At 50.2% G+C, this 17599-nt stretch carries 18 protein-coding genes; 7 read left to right on the plus strand and 11 right to left on the minus strand.

Translation table 11 applies throughout. The features are described 5' to 3' along the window. Window positions 1–34 precede the first annotated feature (34 nt). From HMPREF9370_RS07410 to HMPREF9370_RS07430, 5 genes are all read right to left on the minus strand, one after another. Entirely contained in the window at window positions 35–826 is a 792-nt protein-coding gene (locus HMPREF9370_RS07410) for a heme/hemin ABC transporter substrate-binding protein (RefSeq protein WP_040667036.1), read from the minus strand. A gap of 223 nt (window positions 827–1049) precedes the next feature. Continuing rightward, window positions 1050–2087: a hemin-degrading factor gene (locus HMPREF9370_RS07415; protein ID WP_009116800.1), complete on the minus strand. Its 1038-nt coding sequence runs from the start codon at window positions 2085–2087 to the stop codon at window positions 1050–1052. A 48-nt stretch (window positions 2088–2135) separates the two neighbouring features. Next, on the minus strand, window positions 2136–2504 hold the full coding sequence (locus tag HMPREF9370_RS07420) for a hypothetical protein (protein ID WP_156792984.1): 369 nt from the start codon (window positions 2502–2504) through the stop codon (window positions 2136–2138). A gap of 158 nt (window positions 2505–2662) precedes the next feature. After that, the gene (locus HMPREF9370_RS07425; RefSeq protein WP_009116802.1) at window positions 2663–3154 is read right to left on the minus strand and encodes a T6SS effector amidase Tae4 family protein; all 492 of its coding nucleotides are present in this window, start codon (window positions 3152–3154) and stop codon (window positions 2663–2665) included. A gap of 118 nt (window positions 3155–3272) precedes the next feature. After that, complete coding sequence (locus tag HMPREF9370_RS07430) at window positions 3273–5480, minus strand: TonB-dependent hemoglobin/transferrin/lactoferrin family receptor (protein WP_009116803.1); 2208 nt, start codon at window positions 5478–5480, stop codon at window positions 3273–3275. 186 nt (window positions 5481–5666) lie between these two features. On the opposite strand from HMPREF9370_RS07430, the gene trmA reads away from it, so the two are divergent. Next, on the plus strand, window positions 5667–6755 hold the full coding sequence (gene trmA / locus HMPREF9370_RS07435) for a tRNA (uridine(54)-C5)-methyltransferase TrmA (protein ID WP_009116804.1): 1089 nt from the start codon (window positions 5667–5669) through the stop codon (window positions 6753–6755). A gap of 76 nt (window positions 6756–6831) precedes the next feature. Here trmA and HMPREF9370_RS07440 read toward each other — a convergent pair whose 3' ends face one another. Together HMPREF9370_RS07440 and ung are read right to left on the minus strand one after the other, a co-directional pair. Then, on the minus strand, window positions 6832–8520 hold the full coding sequence (locus tag HMPREF9370_RS07440) for a glutamine--tRNA ligase/YqeY domain fusion protein (RefSeq protein WP_009116805.1): 1689 nt from the start codon (window positions 8518–8520) through the stop codon (window positions 6832–6834). Window positions 8521–8609: 89 nt separating this feature from the next. Further along, window positions 8610–9332 (minus strand): uracil-DNA glycosylase, encoded by a 723-nt coding sequence (gene ung, locus HMPREF9370_RS07445; protein WP_256998674.1) that lies wholly within the window; start codon window positions 9330–9332, stop codon window positions 8610–8612. Window positions 9333–9516: 184 nt separating this feature from the next. Here ung and HMPREF9370_RS07450 point away from each other — a divergent pair, with 184 nt between their 5' ends. Beyond that, window positions 9517–10020, plus strand: coding sequence for an SgcJ/EcaC family oxidoreductase (locus HMPREF9370_RS07450; protein ID WP_009116808.1), 504 nt, complete (start codon window positions 9517–9519; stop codon window positions 10018–10020). A gap of 213 nt (window positions 10021–10233) precedes the next feature. On the opposite strand, the gene HMPREF9370_RS07455 is transcribed toward HMPREF9370_RS07450, so the two are convergent. The 3 genes from HMPREF9370_RS07455 to HMPREF9370_RS07465 all read right to left on the minus strand — a co-directional run bounded on the left by HMPREF9370_RS07455 (window position 10234) and on the right by HMPREF9370_RS07465 (window position 12308). Next, window positions 10234–11043, minus strand: coding sequence for a basic amino acid ABC transporter substrate-binding protein (locus HMPREF9370_RS07455; RefSeq protein WP_009116809.1), 810 nt, complete (start codon window positions 11041–11043; stop codon window positions 10234–10236). Window positions 11044–11127: 84 nt separating this feature from the next. Then, window positions 11128–11865 carry a bifunctional demethylmenaquinone methyltransferase/2-methoxy-6-polyprenyl-1,4-benzoquinol methylase UbiE gene (gene ubiE / locus HMPREF9370_RS07460; RefSeq protein ID WP_009116810.1) on the minus strand — a complete coding sequence of 246 codons (738 nt, stop codon included), beginning with the start codon at window positions 11863–11865 and terminating at the stop codon, window positions 11128–11130. A gap of 23 nt (window positions 11866–11888) precedes the next feature. Then, window positions 11889–12308, minus strand: coding sequence for a gamma-butyrobetaine hydroxylase family protein (locus tag HMPREF9370_RS07465; RefSeq protein WP_009116811.1), 420 nt, complete (start codon window positions 12306–12308; stop codon window positions 11889–11891). Window positions 12309–12448: 140 nt separating this feature from the next. Here HMPREF9370_RS07465 and nadE point away from each other — a divergent pair, with 140 nt between their 5' ends. The 5 genes from nadE to HMPREF9370_RS07490 all read left to right on the plus strand — a co-directional run bounded on the left by nadE (window position 12449) and on the right by HMPREF9370_RS07490 (window position 16814). Continuing rightward, a complete protein-coding gene (gene nadE / locus HMPREF9370_RS07470) occupies window positions 12449–13240 on the plus strand; it encodes an NAD(+) synthase (protein ID WP_009116812.1) in 792 nt (263 codons plus the stop codon). Between the two features lie 162 nt (window positions 13241–13402). Then, on the plus strand, window positions 13403–14536 hold the full coding sequence (nrdB, locus tag HMPREF9370_RS07475; RefSeq protein WP_009116813.1) for a class Ia ribonucleoside-diphosphate reductase subunit beta: 1134 nt from the start codon (window positions 13403–13405) through the stop codon (window positions 14534–14536). A 78-nt stretch (window positions 14537–14614) separates the two neighbouring features. Beyond that, window positions 14615–14911, plus strand: coding sequence for a class I ribonucleotide reductase maintenance protein YfaE (gene yfaE / locus HMPREF9370_RS07480; protein WP_009116814.1), 297 nt, complete (start codon window positions 14615–14617; stop codon window positions 14909–14911). Between the two features lie 111 nt (window positions 14912–15022). Beyond that, window positions 15023–16180 (plus strand): 5-(carboxyamino)imidazole ribonucleotide synthase, encoded by a 1158-nt coding sequence (locus HMPREF9370_RS07485; RefSeq protein WP_009116815.1) that lies wholly within the window; start codon window positions 15023–15025, stop codon window positions 16178–16180. A gap of 142 nt (window positions 16181–16322) precedes the next feature. Further along, window positions 16323–16814: a GNAT family N-acetyltransferase gene (locus tag HMPREF9370_RS07490; protein WP_009116816.1), complete on the plus strand. Its 492-nt coding sequence runs from the start codon at window positions 16323–16325 to the stop codon at window positions 16812–16814. A 50-nt stretch (window positions 16815–16864) separates the two neighbouring features. Here HMPREF9370_RS07490 and HMPREF9370_RS07495 read toward each other — a convergent pair whose 3' ends face one another. Further along, entirely contained in the window at window positions 16865–17521 is a 657-nt protein-coding gene (locus tag HMPREF9370_RS07495) for a cytochrome b/b6 domain-containing protein (RefSeq protein ID WP_040667043.1), read from the minus strand. Between the last annotated feature and the right edge of the window lie 78 nt (window positions 17522–17599).

Genomic DNA, 17599 nt, shown 5'->3' on the forward strand with positions numbered 1-17599 from the left:
ATAATTGATTACTCCTGTCTGAAAACCGGCCGCGCTACTTCGCCAACCCGTTCAACTTCTTCACAACCTGCGGCGTATCCAAGCCGTAGCGGAACATATCGTTGGCTTTCCACAGATAAATCTTGCCGTTTTTGGCGGCGTTGCTGCCGGCGATTTCAGGGCGGGCGGCGAATTGTTTTACTCCGCCGATCAGTTTTTCGTGGTGGTCGGCGATGATGATTACGTCGGGTTTGGCGGCGATCCATGCTTCGCGGTTGAGCGGTTTCATGCCGTCGAGGTTGGCTGCGGCGTTGATGCCGCCTGCGCGTTTGATGATTTCGTCGGCGGCGGTGTTTTTACCGGCGACGATGCGGCCGTCGTAGCTGAAAAGATAGCGTTTGCCGTTTTGCGGCTGCTGTTTCATGTCGGCCTGCCATTTGCCTGCCAATGCGTCGGCTTGGGCGGTTTTGTTAATCAGTTTGCCCACGGCGCGGATGCTTTGCGGGTAGGCGGCGATGCTGTCGTCGGGGGCGACATTCACGGCATTGACACCGGCTTTTTTCAAGTTGGCGAAAATGGTGGCCGGCTGCACCATCCACGAACCGATGGCCACGTCGGGTTTGGCGGCGATAATCGGCTCGACGGTTAATTGGCGGTGGATACCGATGCTGGGCTTGCTTTTCAATATGGGGTTTTGAACAGTTTGGTCGCGGGCAACGATTTCGTTGGTGGCGCCCAGTGCGACAACGATATCGGCCACGTCGGGCGACATCACGACGATGCGTTGGGCGTAAGCGGTTTGCAGGGCGGCGCACAATACGGCGGCGGCGAAGATGGTTTTTTTCATGTGTTTTTCCTTTTGGGACATGGGGTTTTCAGACGGCCTTCGGTATGGGGAAGGCCGTCTGAAAGGTTTGGTTAAGACTTTATGCTGTTGTAGGGCGGGCATCCCTGCCCGCCGCATTTGAGCCTTAAATTTGTCGGGTACACGGCGGGCAGGGATGCCCGCCCTACGATATGGCGTGTTGATTCAGACGGCCTCGATGCCTGTCTGAAAACCTTACCAAGCATCAACCTGCCAGCAGCTTATCGGTAATCTCGCGCCATGCTTCGAGTTCCGGCTCGCCTTCCTGCCTTCTGCCGAAAATCTGAATCACGGTTTTGCGGCGGTTGTCGAAGCCTTCGACACAGGTAACAAAGCCGTCGCGTATCGGGCGGCGCACCACCCAAGTTTCGACGATTTCGTCGTCTTTCAGGTGCATGCTGAAGCCTTCTTCTTTGCCGTCGAGCACGTTGAGGTAGCCGCGGGCGCGCACGACGTTGTGCACTTTGCCTGTCTGAATCTGCACAAGGCCGCGGTTGCCGGAGAAAATCATGATTTCGATGCCGCGGTCGCGGGCGGCTTCGAGCACTTGCTGCCATGTGCTGTGGTTCAGCAGTTTGGTTGCGCCTTCAGGGGCGTGGCGGTAGGCGGTTTGGCGGTCGAGATTGAATGTTTCCAACAGGCCACCGAAGTGGTGCACATCTTTCAATTCGTTCCAACGCTCTTGAAACGCGGCTTCTTTTTCAGACGGCAGCGCGGGCGTGGCGGTTACGGGCGGCAGTTCGCCGGTTTGGAATTCGGGCTTGCCTTCGGTGCGGAACGCGTCAAGCAAAGCCTGCCACTCGGTTTCTTTGCCCTCTTCACGCATAAAGACTTTCTGCACGGATACACCGAATTCGTCGTAAAACTGAATCGAACGGGACACTTTTTCGCCGTCGCGGTTGGTAACGGCCAGCACATGATGCCAGCGCGCCGGAAAAATCCGCAGGTCGATGCCGCCCACGTTCACGGCGATGCCCGAAGTCGGCGCCATGCTCACGTTTTCATACACGCCCTGCTTTTCGTGCACGCACACGCTGTTGCGCACAATGCACTGCACCAAACCCAGCGTGTGCAGTTTCAACACGATGTCGCGCACATGGTTTTTGCCGCCGAGGTAAACCGTTTCCGGCGCGTCGGCCATCAGCGCACCTTCGCTCACGCCCAAATCGACGGCGGCTTCGCGCGGGAAATACATGCCCTTCTTTTGGGCTTTGTTGGCTTGATATTGCTCCCAAAGATTCATTCGATTCTGCTCCTTCTTTTTTGTCTGTGCTTTTTCAGACGGCCTGCTTTATTCCAACGGCTGCGGATTGTCGTGCCAGCGGCCTACTCTTTCTTCCAGCCGCTTTACGGATTCGGGGTGTAGGTTCAACCTATAGCCGGGGGCATACAGAAAATCGCGGTACAGTTTTTTTGTTGCCTCACTCTCCGTAAACAGCTTGCCGCATATCAGAAAAGGCGAACGGTTGATATTGAAATACTCTTCCCGCTCGCGATACTTGCCGATCAAGGCTCCGATATGCTGTTTTTGGTATGCTGCGAACACTTTTTTCATGTCGGTGTCGCGGTAAATATCTGTTATAGGCAATTGAAGCGCAGCCAAAGTATTGAAATGCCTGCGATACAGCCCGTCCTCATTCGCTTTTATTTTCCTGTACAACTTGGTCTGCTTGAACAAATCTTCCATACACGATGTCTTACCCAAATCCAAAAAAGCTCGGTAAGACCCTGGATCATTTGCTAATTTTTGCCGAATATCGGCATGAGCTGCTTGAAAACCGAAACAAAGCAATATGCAAAAGATAAATCTTTTGTTCATTATTTGAGCTCCCAAAAATAAATAATACGGGCATATTCGGTATAGTGATTATTGCCTACCGCATTCCTATTATGCCAAAGCGTAACATGACCGCTTGCACCAAAAGCAGCATTGCTTTTCGGCAGCATAGCGTAAATGCCTTTCCGGTTGCCGATTTTGGTTTCAACGGCTTCTTTATTAAGCGGATTCTCCACCGTAACATCAGGTGTGCCGAAATAGCTTTTAAGCCAATTCACCATATTTACCGCACTTGTGGTTACGCTTTTGCCTTTAAATTTTCCTTCCTTTATCGGAAACTCTTTGCGCGGCTGGATTCCTGCATTGAGCAGCCCCAAAGAAAGTCTGGTAGCGCAGGCGTTGGCAAAGGTTCGGGTATCGTAGCCGCTGCCGAATACGGAAGCAAATACTTGTGCTGCGGGCAAATCTCCCGAAGCGGTTTTTGGGTAGCCTGCATAAACACTTGCCCAAGAAGGGCGTTTTTGTACCGCCATGATTTTTCTCCTGTTTAAAGGTTAAAAGCACTTTTGCCTAAGGTTTCAGGCGGCCTTTGCACGGTATAAGTTTTGTTCGAGTCTGAGGCCGTCTGAAACCATATGCCTGAAAGCGTACTTAAAACTTCAACTGCAACGAAGCGGCGACATTGCGGCCGGGCTGGGTGTAGGTATCTATCGTGCCGAGGTTTTCCACGCCCGCCACGTCGGCGTGCTGCCAGTATTTCTTGTTGGCGATGTTGTACACATTCAGGCCAAGCTCCAGATTTTTAAGCGGTTTGTACCAAACGCCCGCATCCCACACGCCGTAGCCGGGTGCTTTGAAAAAGGCGGGGTTGCTGGTGCGTTTCTGCGCCGTTGCCCAGCGCAATTTGGTGCCTGCGCCCCATTTTTCTTGCGCGTAGTCCACCCCCAGCACGCCGTTGAGCGGGTAGGCGGTGTCCAGCGGTTTGCCTTCGCCGTCTTTACCGCGCATCCAGGCTATGCCGGTGCCGACCTGCCAGTTGTCGTTAAGTTTCACGGCGGCGGCGGCTTCGATGCCGTAGGTTTTGACTTTATCCAGATTGTCGTATCTGTGCACCTGAATCGGGCGGCCGCCTGCGCCCGGCTCAACCCCGATCTGCGTGCGGTTGATGAAATCGCGGTAACGGTTGTAGAAGGTGGTAACCTGCGCTTTGGTGCGTTCGTCTTTATATTTCAAACCCAGCTCGAAGCTGTCGGAATGCTCCGATTTCAAGTTGTTGTTCGGAATCACTTTATAACCGTGCTGGCTGTTGTTGAACGACATCGTGGCCGTATCAAACGGCGGCGTGCGGAAGCCGCGCGAATAAGTGGCGAAGCCGGTAAACGCCTCGCCGAACGGCACGCTCAAACGCAGGCTGGGCGTGAACGAGCTGTCGCTGAAATCTTTCGGCAGGCTGTCGGGCTTGCTGTTCAGATAGGCTTGGTCGATTTGCGGTTTGAGCTTTTCATGCTCGAAACGCAAGGCCGGCGTCAGCACGATGCCGTTGGGAAACGCCAAGCTGTCTTGCGCATAAAGGCTGAGTGTGCGGCGGCGAGAATCGGGGAAGGTTTTGTTCGGATACAGCGCACCGGCGTACATATGGCTGATGCTGCCGTCGCGGCCCACCGTGGTGCTTTCGCGTGTGCGCTCGGTATCGGTTTGTTTGAATTCCGCACCCGCCACAATGGTGTGTTTCAGACGGCCAGTTTCAGCTTCAAACACGCCGCGGGTGTTGATGCCTTGGGTGGTTTGGTTGAACCCGTAATCGGAATAGCGGATGCCGTCTTCAGTGATGCGTCCGGCCATACGGGCGGTTTCATCAGTAACCGCATCGTCTTCCGATTTCAGCCTTTGCCGGTAAACAGAAATATTGGCTTCTTTCAAGGCGGAATCGCCGCGGTAGCGGTAGCCCAATTCGATACGCTGGCGGCGGGCGCGGTCGTCCGACGAACTGGATGTCGTTGTGGTTACCCGCGGGCCGCGCGGCGCACCGGCACCCAACGTATTGAGCAAATCGGTTTCTTTTTTACGGTAAAAATGCTCGAACAAGGCTTCTACGCGGTGGTTTTCATTGCCCGCATCGCCTTTGGCCAAAATGTTGTAGCTGCGGAAATCTTGCGGATTCGGTTTGGTACGGCGGCCGCTGCGCGTATCGACGCTGCCGCGGTTTTTACTTTCATGGCCTTGCCGGCGCGTGAGCATCAGCAAACCTTGCGCATTTTCCGTATAGCCCGCTGCCGACGCAGTAACGCCGTGGCTGCGGTCGCGGCTGCGGTAGCTGTGTTTCAAGCCGAAGTGGAAAGGCTTTTCGGCATCCACAAAATCAGCAGGCGAATAAGTGGAAAGATTCACTACGCCGCCCAAAGCATCGCTGCCATAAAGCACAGAATACGGGCCTTTCACGATATCCACCTGCTTCAAAGTATCGGCTTCCACCAAATCGCGGCCCGAAACCGCCGCATTGCTGCCGCCGCCCGCATAGGCTTCGGGAACGCGGATACCGTCCACCATCATCAGAATGCGGTTGCCGCCGATACCGCGGATACTTACCCCCGCATTACCGCGGCGGTTGTTGTCGGTCGGCACGTCCACACCCGGCTCGTACAGCACCACATCATCCAAATCAGCTGCCGCCGCACTATCCAGATCTTTACGCGAAACCACCTTTACATTCGGCGCAGCCTTATCCAAAGTCTGCGCGTGGCGGTCGGCAGTTACGGTAACAGTTTTTACTTCAACGCTTTGCCCGGCTTGCCCGTTTGCATACACTACTGGCGCAGCAAAAGCCAGTGCAATCAACTGCACGGTTTTTTTCAAATGCATTTTGTAATCCTTGATTTTAATATTATTAAGAATAATTATTATTTATATAATTTTTAGTAAGAAAATGCAAGTATTAGAAAATGTAAATGCCTGTCTGAAAAGCAAAGCTTTGTTTTAATGAATAATAGGACAACGGGCAGGTTCGGATTCGGGTAAAATAGTGCGTTTTTTAATAAGGATGCACCTATGCCCGATCATGATTACCGGCAGCAATTAGCCCAAAAGGCGGCTTATCTGCGCGATTTGTTTGAACATTTGGACATGCCGCCGCTGGAAATCTATGCTTCGCCCGAGCGGCATTACCGTATGCGTTCGGAATTCCGCATTTGGCACGAAGGCGATGATATTTGCTATGCCATGTTTGAACACGGCCAAAAAGCTTCTTCCGCATCTTTAATCCGGCTAGAACAATTTCCGCCTGCATACACGGCCATCAACGAATTAATGCCTGTGTTACTGGCAGAAATCAAACGCGCGCCTGTATTGCAAACCCGCTTGTACCAATGTGAATTTTTATCCACATTAAGCGGCGAGATGCTGGTCAGCCTGATTTACCACAAAAAGCTGGACGAACAGTGGCAGGCCGCAGCAAAAGTATTGCAAAACAAACTGGGCATTTTCATTATCGGGCGCAGCCGCGGCCAAAAAATTGTGTTATCGCAGGATTTTGTTACCGAAAAATTGAATGTGGGCGGCAAAACCTTTGTTTACCGCCAAACCGAAGGCAGCTTTACCCAGCCCAATGCTTTTGTATGTGAACACATGTTGGAATGGGCATACAGCGCCGCCAAAGGCTTGGGCGGCGATTTACTGGAACTTTATTGCGGCAACGGCAACTTTACCCTGCCGTTGGCCGACCAATTCCGCCGTGTATTGGCTACCGAAGTATCCAAAACGTCGGTACAGGCGGCGCAATGGAATATCGAAGCCAATAAAGCCGCCAATATTGCGATTGCCCGCCTCTCGGCGGAAGAGTTTACCGAAGCCTATACCGGTTCGCGCCCGTTCCGGCGCCTGCAAGAGCAGAATATTGATTTGCAGAGTTATGATTTCTCAACGATTTTCATCGATCCGCCCCGCGCCGGAGTGGATGAAGAAACGTTGAAGCTGGTTGCCCGGTTTGATAATGTAATCTACATTTCGTGTAATCCCGAAACGCTGCACAGCAACTTAAACCAATTATGCAAAACCCACATTCCGGTACGTTTTGCCTTGTTCGACCAATTTCCGTTTACCCATCATATTGAAAGCGGCGTGTTGTTGAGAAAGCGTTGAAGCAATAAATAAAGATGCCTGTCTGAAAACGGGCAATGTACATTTTTCAGACAGGCATCTGTTTACGGCAAATTACTTAAGCTTCTTTCGCTTGCCAAGTATCTTTCAATGCCACGGTTCGGTTAAATACCGGTTTTTCTTTTGTATGGTCGTAACGGTCGGTCACGAAATAGCCCAAACGCTCAAACTGCCAGCGGCTTTCCGGCTCCAAAGTGTTGGCAACCGGCTCGACATAAGCAGTGATTTCCTTCACGGATTCGGGGTTGAGAAAATCGGTAAACGGCAGGTATTCGCCGTCTTCACCGCGAACGGCATCCGGGCGCGGTTCGGTAAACAGGCGGTCGTACAGGCGCACTGTCGCGGGCACGGCATGCTCGGCGGAGAGCCAGTGGATCACGCCTTTTACTTTGCGGCCTTCGGGCTTTTTACCCAATGTATCGTGGTCGATGCTGCATTTGAGTTCGACCACGTTGCCGTTTTCGTCTTTCACCACTTCGTCGCACTTAATCACATAGCTGTAACGCAAGCGCACTTCGCCGCCCAAAGTCAAACGTTGCCAGCCTTTCGGCGGACTCTCGCTGAAATCGTCGGCTTCGATATACAAGGTTTGGCTGATGGGCACTTCACGCTCGCCCATTTCTTCGTGATGCGGGTGGTAAGGCGCGCTGCGGCTTTGGGTTTTACCGGCTTCAAAATTGGTGAGCGTCACCTTAATCGGGTTTAATACGGCCATCATGCGCGGGGCGGAATTTTCCAGCTCTTCGCGAATTGCGCCTTCGAGTACGCTCATGTCCACCACGTTTTCAGACTTGGAAATACCAACGCGCTTGGCAAACAGGCGCAAGCCTTCAGGCGTGTAACCGCGGCGGCGCATGCCGGAGATGGTGGGCATACGCGGGTCGTTCCAGCCTGTAACGTGGCCGTCTGAAACCAGCTGGTTCAGTTTGCGTTTGGATGTGATGGAATACAGCAATTCCAAACGGGAAAACTCGTATTGGCGCGGGTGGTTGTCGATCGGGATATTGTCGAGCACCCAATCATACAGCGGGCGGTGGGCTTCAAATTCGAGCGTGCACAACGAATGGGTGATTTTTTCGATGGCATCGGAAATGGCGTGGGTGTAGTCATACATGGGGTAGATGCACCACTTGTCGCCGGTGTTGTGGTGATGCGCGCGGCGGATGCGGTAAATCACCGGATCGCGCAGGTTTACGTTGCCGGCAGCCATGTCGATTTTCAAGCGCAGGGTTTTACTGCCGTCAGGGAATTCACCGTTTTTCATGCGCATGAACAAATCGAGGTTTTCTTCGATGCTGCGGTCGCGGTAAGAGCTGTTTTTGCCCGGCTCGGTGAGCGTGCCGCGGTATTCGCGCATTTCTTCGGCGCTTAAGTCGTCCACATAGGCTTTGCCGTCTTTAATCAGGCCGACGGCGTAATCGAACAGTTGTTCGAAATAATCGGAAGCATAACGCGGCTCGCCCGCCCATTTGAAGCCCAGCCATTCTACGTCTTCTTTAATCGAATCAACGTATTCCTGATTTTCTTTTTCGGGGTTGGTGTCGTCGAAACGCAGGTTGCACAGACCGTCGTAAATATAGGCCAAACCGAAGTTCAAGCAGATGGATTTTGCATGGCCGATGTGCAGATAGCCGTTCGGCTCGGGCGGGAAACGGGTTTGGATGGCGGTATGCTTGCCGCTTTTGAGGTCTTCATCAATGATTGTGCGGATAAAATGGTTATCGGCAAATTGGTCTTTGTTCATCATTTTGCGGTGGCCTTCGATTTTTTCAGACAGGCATTTGCTTCACACAATGCCTGTCTGAAAACAAGATATGGAAAGGGCTTAATTGTACCTTAAATCTGCCATTCTATGGGCGTTTGGCCGTGCGCTTTCAGATAGGCATTGGCTTGGGAAAAGTGGCGGCAACCCAAAAATCCGCGGTGTGCGGAAAGGGGAGAGGGATGGGGCGCGGTCAAAACCAGATGGCGGTTGCGGTCGATAAATGCGCCTTTTTTCTGTGCATGACTGCCCCAAAGCATAAACACAAGATGCTCGCGCTGATCGTTCAGGCGGTGAATCACGCAATCGGTAAACTGCTCCCAACCCAACGAAGCATGAGAATGCGCCTGCCCTGCCCGCACGGTTAACACGGTATTGAGCAGCAACACGCCCTGCTCCGCCCATTTTTGCAGATAACCGTGCCGGGGAATCTGAAAGTCTTCGATATCGGCCGCCAGCTCTTTATAAATATTTTGCAAAGAAGGCGGAATCTGCACTTCAGGCCGCACGGAAAAAGCCAAACCGTGCGCCTGCCCTGCACCGTGATAAGGGTCTTGCCCCAGAATCACGATTTTTACCCGGTCGAATTCGGTGGCTTTAAACGCATTGAACACATCGCCTGCCGGCGGATAAATAATCTGCCCGGTCTGCCGCTCTGCTTTTACCGTGTTCAAAATATGCTGGAAATAAGGCGCTTCTTTTTCTGCGCCGATCGCTTCTTTCCAAGTCTGCATAAATATTCCATTTAATTTAAAACAGCCTGCACTATAACAAAACCTATGCCTGTCTGAAAACATTCAGGCCAAAGCATTTGAGCTGTGTTTATCAAATGCTATATTCTATTAATCATTTAGTATAACTTCAGGAACAAAATACTGCTTTTAAGCTCTAAATTATTCAGGCAATGTATTTTTAGATGTATAAAAAATAAATTTTCCTGTCATTCTATTAACTTACAGATAATTTACAGAGAAGAATAATATGAAACTACACTTGTTGGCTGTTTTGGCGGCATCTACTGCATTGTCAGCCTGTTCGGTTTTTGAAAAAAAAGCCCCTACCCCTGCCGCCGAACCTGCTTGCAAACAAACCACCAAAGAAGAAATTGCAGCGTTGTTTGACCGCTGGAATAACTCGTTGCAAACGGGAGATCCGAAAAAAGTGGTGGAAAATTATGCTGAAGACGGCATCTTACTGCCGACGCTCTCCAACAAACCGCGCCTGACACAAGCCGAAAAAGAAGATTACTTCAAACACTTTTTAGAGAAAAAACCGGTAGGCAAAATTGACATGAGCCATATCCAAATCGGCTGTAACGTAGCCAAAGACAACGGCTTATATACATTCACATTTGCCGACGGTTCATCAGCCCCGGGCCGTTATACGTTCACTTACAGATGGGACGGCAACAAATGGCTGATTTCCTCACACCATTCATCTCTGATGCCTGAAAAAGCAACCGGTGCCAAAGGCAAGAAACACTAACCGGTTTCTTGATTCAAGGTAGCAAAAATGCCTGTCTGAAATTATTCAGACAGGCATTTTTTAATGATTATCGCTATAAAACTTTATATTTGTTTTACAGCTATAGCAAATAAACTTTTGATACAAGGCAGCAAGCCGAAGACAATACAAATAGTACGACAAGGCGCAGCAACGCCGTAGTAAAAGTTAAGATTATTTACTATATATCACACTTTATTTTGCAGAAGCTGCCGATGCTGCAGATTCATCCTGCTTAAACCATTTGGCTTGGATATCGGCATAAGTGCCGTCTGCCTTAATGGCAGCCAAACCTTTGTTGATTTTTTCGCGCAAGCCGTCATCGCGGCCTTTTTTAAGCGCAAAACCGTATTGTTCTTTCGGAAACTCCGGGTCGACAAACAGGCGGTATTTTTTGCCCGGGTTGTTGGACACAAAGTTTTGAACCACGCCGTTATCGCCCACAGTCGCATCTACCCCGCCCGCTTCCAGCTCCTTAAATGCCAAAGGCATAGTCTCAAAGCGTTTGATATTTGCACTGTCTTTACCTTGCAAATCTTGCAAAATCAAATCAGCAGTTGTGCCTGTTTGAACAGATACGCTGCGTTTTTTCAAATCTTTGAAAGATTTAATATCGCTGCCTTTTTCGGCGGTAACAATCATTTGAGTGGCTTCAAAATAAGAATCGGTAAAGTCCACTTGCTGCTTGCGCTCATCGGTAATGGTGATACTGGCCAGCGCCACATCGCTGTCGCCCTTACCTACGTTGGCAAAAATACCTTCAAACGGCGTGTTGACGAATTCAAACTTAATGCCTTCTTTTTCGCCTGCCGCTTTCAAAATATCATGGGAAAAGCCGATAACTTGATTGTTTTCCATATATTCAAAAGGTGCGTAAGACGCATCGGTCGCAACGATATACGTTTTTTGGCCGGCATCGGCACCGTTTTGCCCGTTGTCTTTAGAGCAGGCGCCGAGCATCAGGGCTGCGGTTAAAGATGCCAGAAGGGTAGCTTTTTTAATCATGGTTCTCTTTCGTTATCAAGATTCAGTATTTATCATGATGCCTGTCTGAAAACTTTTTTCAGACAGGCATTTATATCAAGAAAATCAAAATTTCACACCTTTGTGCAAGGCAACGATGCCTGCGCTCATATTGTGGTAATCCACGCTGTCGAATCCCGCGTCATACATCATCTGCTTCAGGGTTTCCTGGTCGGGATGCATGCGGATGGACTCTGCCAAATATTGGTAGCTGTCGGCATCTTTGGCAATCACTTTGCCCATCAGTGGCAAGAGTTTAAAAGAATACAAATCATAAGCAGGCGCCAATGGTTTGAATACTTTGGAAAATTCCAGCACCAAAAGCGTGCCGCCCGGTTTGAGCACTCGATACATTTCTTTCAACGCGGCATCTTTATGCGTCATATTGCGCAGGCCGAAAGCCACGGAAACCAAATTGAAATAATTATCGGGGAAAGGCAGTTTCTCCGCATCGGCCAGCGAAACAGGCAGAATCAAACCCTCATTCAACAAGCGGTCGCGGCCGACGCCGAGCATAGACGAATTAATATCGGTCAGCCACACTTCGCCTTCTTTGCCCACGCGCTTCGCCCAACCGCGCGACAAATCTCCCGTTCCGCCCGCAATATCCAGCACTTTATCGCCTTTTTTCAAACGCGCGGTGTTGATGGTAAAATGCTTCCACACGCGGTGCAGGCCGCCGGACATTACATCGTTCATAATGTCGTAATTTTTTGCTACCGAATGGAACACTTCGGCTACTTTGCCCGCTTTTTCGCTTTCATCAACCGTTTTGTAGCCGAAATGGGTTTTGTTGTCGCTCATGCTTTTTGTTTCCGTTTGATTGGTTAATGTTTGCCGCAGCCGCCGGAAGCGCAACCGCTTGCATTTTTTTCAGACAGGCTTTCCGTTGATGCTTTCCGCGAAGCACCCGCCGCTTCAAGCCGGCGCAAATAATCGGCCCACATTGTATCGTATTCGTGGGCCAGTTGATATAAATAGTCCCAGTCATACAAACCGCTGTCGTGGCCGTCGCTGAAAATGATTTTTAACGCATACTGGCCAACCGGTTCCAAACCGGCAATACAGACGTTTATTTTACCCGTCTGCAAAGTTTCCTGCCCCGGCGCATGGCCGCGCACTTCTGCGCTGGGCGAATAAACGCGCAAATATTCCGCCGGCAGCTTTTTTTCTTCGCTGCTATACACCAAAACCAGTGTGCTTTTGTCTTTTTGCAGACGTATTTCTTCAGGCGGCTGATGTTTCATGGTTCATATTTTCCAGATTCAGACAGGCATTATAAGTTTAACTATGCCTGTCTGAAAGAATTTTATTTTCATATGGGCGCGAAAGGTTTATATTGAAGATAAAAATAAACCGCGCAATCTTGCCGACTCAAAGGAACATTATGAAATATCAATCCGTTATCCAGCATATCACCAACTGGCTTTCCGATTATGCAACCAAAGCCCGCGCGAAAGGTTTTGTCGTAGGTGTTTCCGGCGGCATTGATTCCGCCGTGGTATCCGCGTTGGCGGCAAGAACAGGGCTGGACGTATTGCTTTTGGAAATGCCGATCAGGCAGAAAGCCGACCAAGTCGACCGCGCCCAAGAACACATTGCCGATTTGCAAAGCAAATTTAACAACGTGCGCGCCATGCGGGTGGACTTAACGCCTGCTTTCGAAGCATTTGAAAAAACGGTAGACGTGAGCACCGAAGATTATCCCGCCCGCAACCTTGCTTTTGCCAACAGCCGCGCCCGCCTGCGCATGCTCACTCTTTATTACTACGGCCAAATCAACCGGCTTTTGGTTGCCGGCACAGGCAATAAAGTGGAAGACTTCGGCGTGGGCTTTTTCACCAAGTACGGCGACGGCGGCGTGGACATCAGCCCGATTGGTGATTTACTGAAAACCCAAGTTTACGGTTTGGCTAAAGCATTAAACATTGTTGATTCCATTCAACGGGCTATACCTACCGACGGCCTGTGGGATGAAGAACGTACCGATGAGCAACAAATGGGCGCAAGCTATCCCGAGTTGGAATGGGCTATGAGCGTATACGATTCACACAAGCCTGAAGATTTTCAAGGACGTAAACGAGAAGTGTTGGAAATTTACACGCGTTTGCATAAAGCCATGCAGCATAAAGTTCAGCCCATCCCGGTATGTAAAATTCCTGAAGAATTATTGGGTTAGATTCAAACAAAGCCTACCTGAAACGTCATTTTTTTCATATAACCGCACTTTAAAACCGATTAAATTTAAGGTAGAAAAACCAATTAAATTTAAGGTAGAATACTCGCCTTAGTTTGTTATTTATTTTTTGAAGAGTTCAACATGTCTTGCGAGCACCTGGTAATGGCTTACAGCACATTCAGCAAAGAGCAAAACGACGCCTTAAAAGAGCCGATGTTTTTCGGCCAGCCTGTGAATGTGGCTCGCTACGACCAACAAAAATACGAAGTATTTGAAAAGCTGATTGAAAAACAGCTCTCTTTTTTCTGGCGGCCGGAAGAAATCGACGTATCGCGCGACCGCATTGATTATCAAAACCTACCCGACCACGAAAAACATATCTTTATTAGCAACTTAAAATACCAAACCCTGCTTGATTCCATTCAAGGCCGCAGCCCGAATGTGGCTTTGCTGCCGCTGGTTTCCCTGCCTGAATTGGAAACTTGGATTGAGACCTGGTCCTTTTCAGAAACCATCCATTCGCGCAGCTATACCCATATCATCCGCAATATCGTCAACAACCCGTCAATCATTTTTGACGACATTGTGCAAAACAAATACATCATTGCCCGCGCGGAAGATATCGCATGCTATTACGATGATTTAATCGAATACACACAATATTACAACCTGTTAGGCGAAGGTTCTCATCAGGTAAACGGCAACATAGTTACCATCAGCAAGCGCGAACTGAAGAAAAAGCTTTACTTGTGCCTAATGTGTGTCAACGTATTGGAAGCGATCCGCTTTTATGTATCTTTTGCCTGCTCCTTTGCCTTTGCAGAGCGCGAATTGATGGAAGGAAATGCAAAAATCATCAAACTAATCGCTCGCGATGAAGCGCTGCACTTAACCAGCACGCAGCATATGCTCAACCTGATGCGCAGCGGCACGGACGATCCCGAAATGGCGCAAATCGCCGCTGAATTGGAAGAAGACTGCTTCGAATTGTTTAAAAAAGCCGCCATGCAAGAAAAAGAGTGGGCGGAATATCTATTTAAAGACGGCTCTATGATCGGCCTGAATAAAGATATTCTCGGCCAGTATATCGAATACATCACCAACCTGCGCATGACCGCCGTAGGCCTCCGCCCCGCTTTTGTCGGCTCCAACCAAAACCCGATTCCGTGGATTAATGCCTGGCTTTCATCCGATAACGTACAGGTTGCGCCGCAGGAAGTAGAAATCAGCTCCTATCTGATCGGCCAGATTGATGCAGAAGTGAAAGCCGAAGATTTGGGCGACTTTGAATTATAAGCGCCCCTTTTGAGCCTTATACACAACGCCGTTTCTCCGTTGGCTTGAAACGGCTTTGATTTTTCAGGTTGTTGCTTCATGCCACTGATTACCACCAACGACAAAGCTTTTGAATTGCAGGAACACGAAACCCTGCTCGAAGGTTTGGAACGCACAGGCCACGAAGTCGAATACCAATGCCGCAGCGGCTATTGCGGCTCATGCCGCGTCAAAATCCTTTCGGGCAAAGTAAGCTATCCTGACTTTCCGCTGGCTTTTATCGCACCGGGCGAAATCCTGCCCTGCTGCTGCCGCGTCGACGAACCCATACGTCTCGATTGCAACAGTAAAATGGAAGAGCCTGATCTGTTTGAACAAGATTTGTTTAATGAATAAAAATGCCTGTCTGAAACTTTTTTCAGGCAGGCATTGCACAAGCAAGAACTGAAACAAACACATTAAACAAGCCTATTAACCACCCTACCTAATGTAAGCGTTTTACACAAAATGAACACCGACCAACCCATTCTTCCTCCTTCTATGCTCGGCATACTCGGTGGCGGCCAACTTGGACGCATGTTTACCATCGCCGCCAAAACCATGGGCTACCGGGTAACCGTGCTCGATCCCGATCCAAATGCACCGGCCGCCGAGTTTTCAGACAGGCATTTGTGCGCCGCTTTCGATGACCAAGTTGCTTTAAACGAATTGGCAGAATGCGCCGCTGTAACCACCGAATTTGAAAACGTCAATGCCGATGCCATGCGCTTTCTGGCAAAACACACAACCGTTTCACCCAGTGGCGACTGCGTTGCCATCGCACAAAACCGCATCCAAGAAAAAAGCTGGATACGCAAAGCCGGCCTGCAAACCGCACCTTATCAAGCCGTCTGCCGGAAAGAAGACATCACAGAAGCCAGCGCGCAATACCTGCCTGGTATTTTGAAAACAGCCACATTGGGCTACGACGGCAAAGGCCAAATCCGCGTAAAAACACTGGAAGAATTGCGCGCAGCATTTGCTGAACACGGCCGCGTGGATTGCGTGCTGGAAAAAATGGTGGATTTGCGCGGCGAAATTTCCGTGGTTGTTTGCCGTTTGAACCATGAAAACGTGTGCACGTTCGACCCTGCCGAAAACATTCATGAAAACGGCATTCTCGCCTATTCCATCGTACCCGCCCGTTTAAGCGCCGACGTGCAGCAGCAAGCGCAAGAAATGGCGCGGCGGCTGGCAGACGAATTGGATTATGTCGGCGTATTGGCGGTAGAAATTTTCGTGGTCGGCGACACACACGAGCTCATCGTCAACGAAATAGCCACGCGCCCGCACAACTCCGGCCACCACACCATAAACGCCTGTGCGGCAAACCAATTCCAGCAGCAAGTGCGTATCATGTGCAAGCTTCCACCTGCAGATACCCGCCTGCTTGCCTCATGCTGCATGGCCAATATTTTAGGCGACGTTTGGAGCGAAAACGGCAGCGAACCCAATTGGCTGCCCTTGATGAACAATACCCACGCCCATTTGCATCTTTACGGCAAAAAAAACGCCCGCGCAGGCCGCAAAATGGGCCACTTTACCGTGCTGGGCGCAGACGCCGACGCCGCATTTGAAGCAGCCAAACAACTGCATGCTTCTTTAACCGATAAGCGCAACCGGTAAAGCACATGCCTGCCTGAAACTTTCAGACAGGCATTCTTTGCCTAAACCTTTATTTACATTACAATCAAACCACCCGCACCCGCTGCAAAGCCAAGCGCGGTTTACCAAACACCATTACATTACGCCTCTATCCAGACCAACCATGAGCCTGTTAACCGTACTCCGCCCTGCTCTGCCCGATGACTGCGAAGCCATCTACACCACCCACCGCTTTTCCGTGCAATACACTTGCGAGCGCTGCTATGACCGGCGCGTGCTTGAAGCGTGGAGCAAACTACTGCATCCCGAAAGCTACCAAGAAGCGCTGAATAACGACAACAAAGCCCTTTGGGTTATAGAATACCAGCGGCGGATCCGAGGCTTTTTTCAGGTAGATTTAGTACAATCCCAGCTTGACGCGCTCTATGTGCACCCTTTCCTGCACAACCGCGGCCTCGGCACCGCCCTGCTTAACCGTGCCGAATCGCTGGCAGCCCAATCCGGGCTCGCCTTTCTAAAGCTTTATGCCTCGCTCAACTCAGTCGGCTTTTACCGCATCAACGGCTACCGCTCCCTCGGTTCCGCCATTTTGCCTTTAAACTTGGAAGTGTCGGTGGAATGCGAATTGATGCGTAAATATTTGAATGATTATTAAATAAAAAATGCCTGTCTGAAACTTTTCAGACAGGCATTTCCGTATCTTTATCATGCTCCCGCAAACACCACCGCACACACCGCAGCCGCCGCAATCACCAGCGCCGCCGCCAATTTGCCCGCTCCCGCAAATTTCAAATCGGGCAACTTACCTTCCAGATATTTATAGCCGGTCAGCATCGGCGTAATGAGATTGTGTTTTTTCACAAACTTATACAGCAACACCGTAAACACATGCACACCGATTAAAATCAACAGCAAATCAAAAAACTGCACATGCAACTTGCGGAAATCCGCGCTCGCGCTGCCGGCAAGTCCGCTTAAATAACCATTGTAGAGAAACGCGTTTTCATCACTGGAAAGCAAACCCGTTACCACCTGAAACAACACCGCACCAATCAGCGCCACCACCATCAGCGCGCCCAGCGGATTATGCCCGGGCTGTTCATTCTCGCTCAAGCTGCCTTTCAAATAACGGCCAACCTGCCACGGCTTGAAGAATTGTGCAAAACGCGCCGTGTCGCTGCCCCAAATGCCCCAGCAGATACGGAACACCAACAACCCAAAAATAAACACACCGCAGCGCAAGTGCCAAGCCATGATGTCGCCGCCCTGCTCGCCGCTGTACCACATAAAGGCAACCGAGGCCGCCAACAACCAATGGAACAGCCGCGTAGGCAAATCCCATACTTTTAATTTCTGTTTCATAATAAAATATCCGTATTGGTTTGTGTTTTTCAGACAGGCATTCAATGCCTGTCTGAAAATGTGCAAGCCCGATTGTAT

Source organism: Neisseria wadsworthii 9715, assembly GCF_000227765.1.
GTDB classification, from domain to species: domain Bacteria; phylum Pseudomonadota; class Gammaproteobacteria; order Burkholderiales; family Neisseriaceae; genus Neisseria; species Neisseria wadsworthii.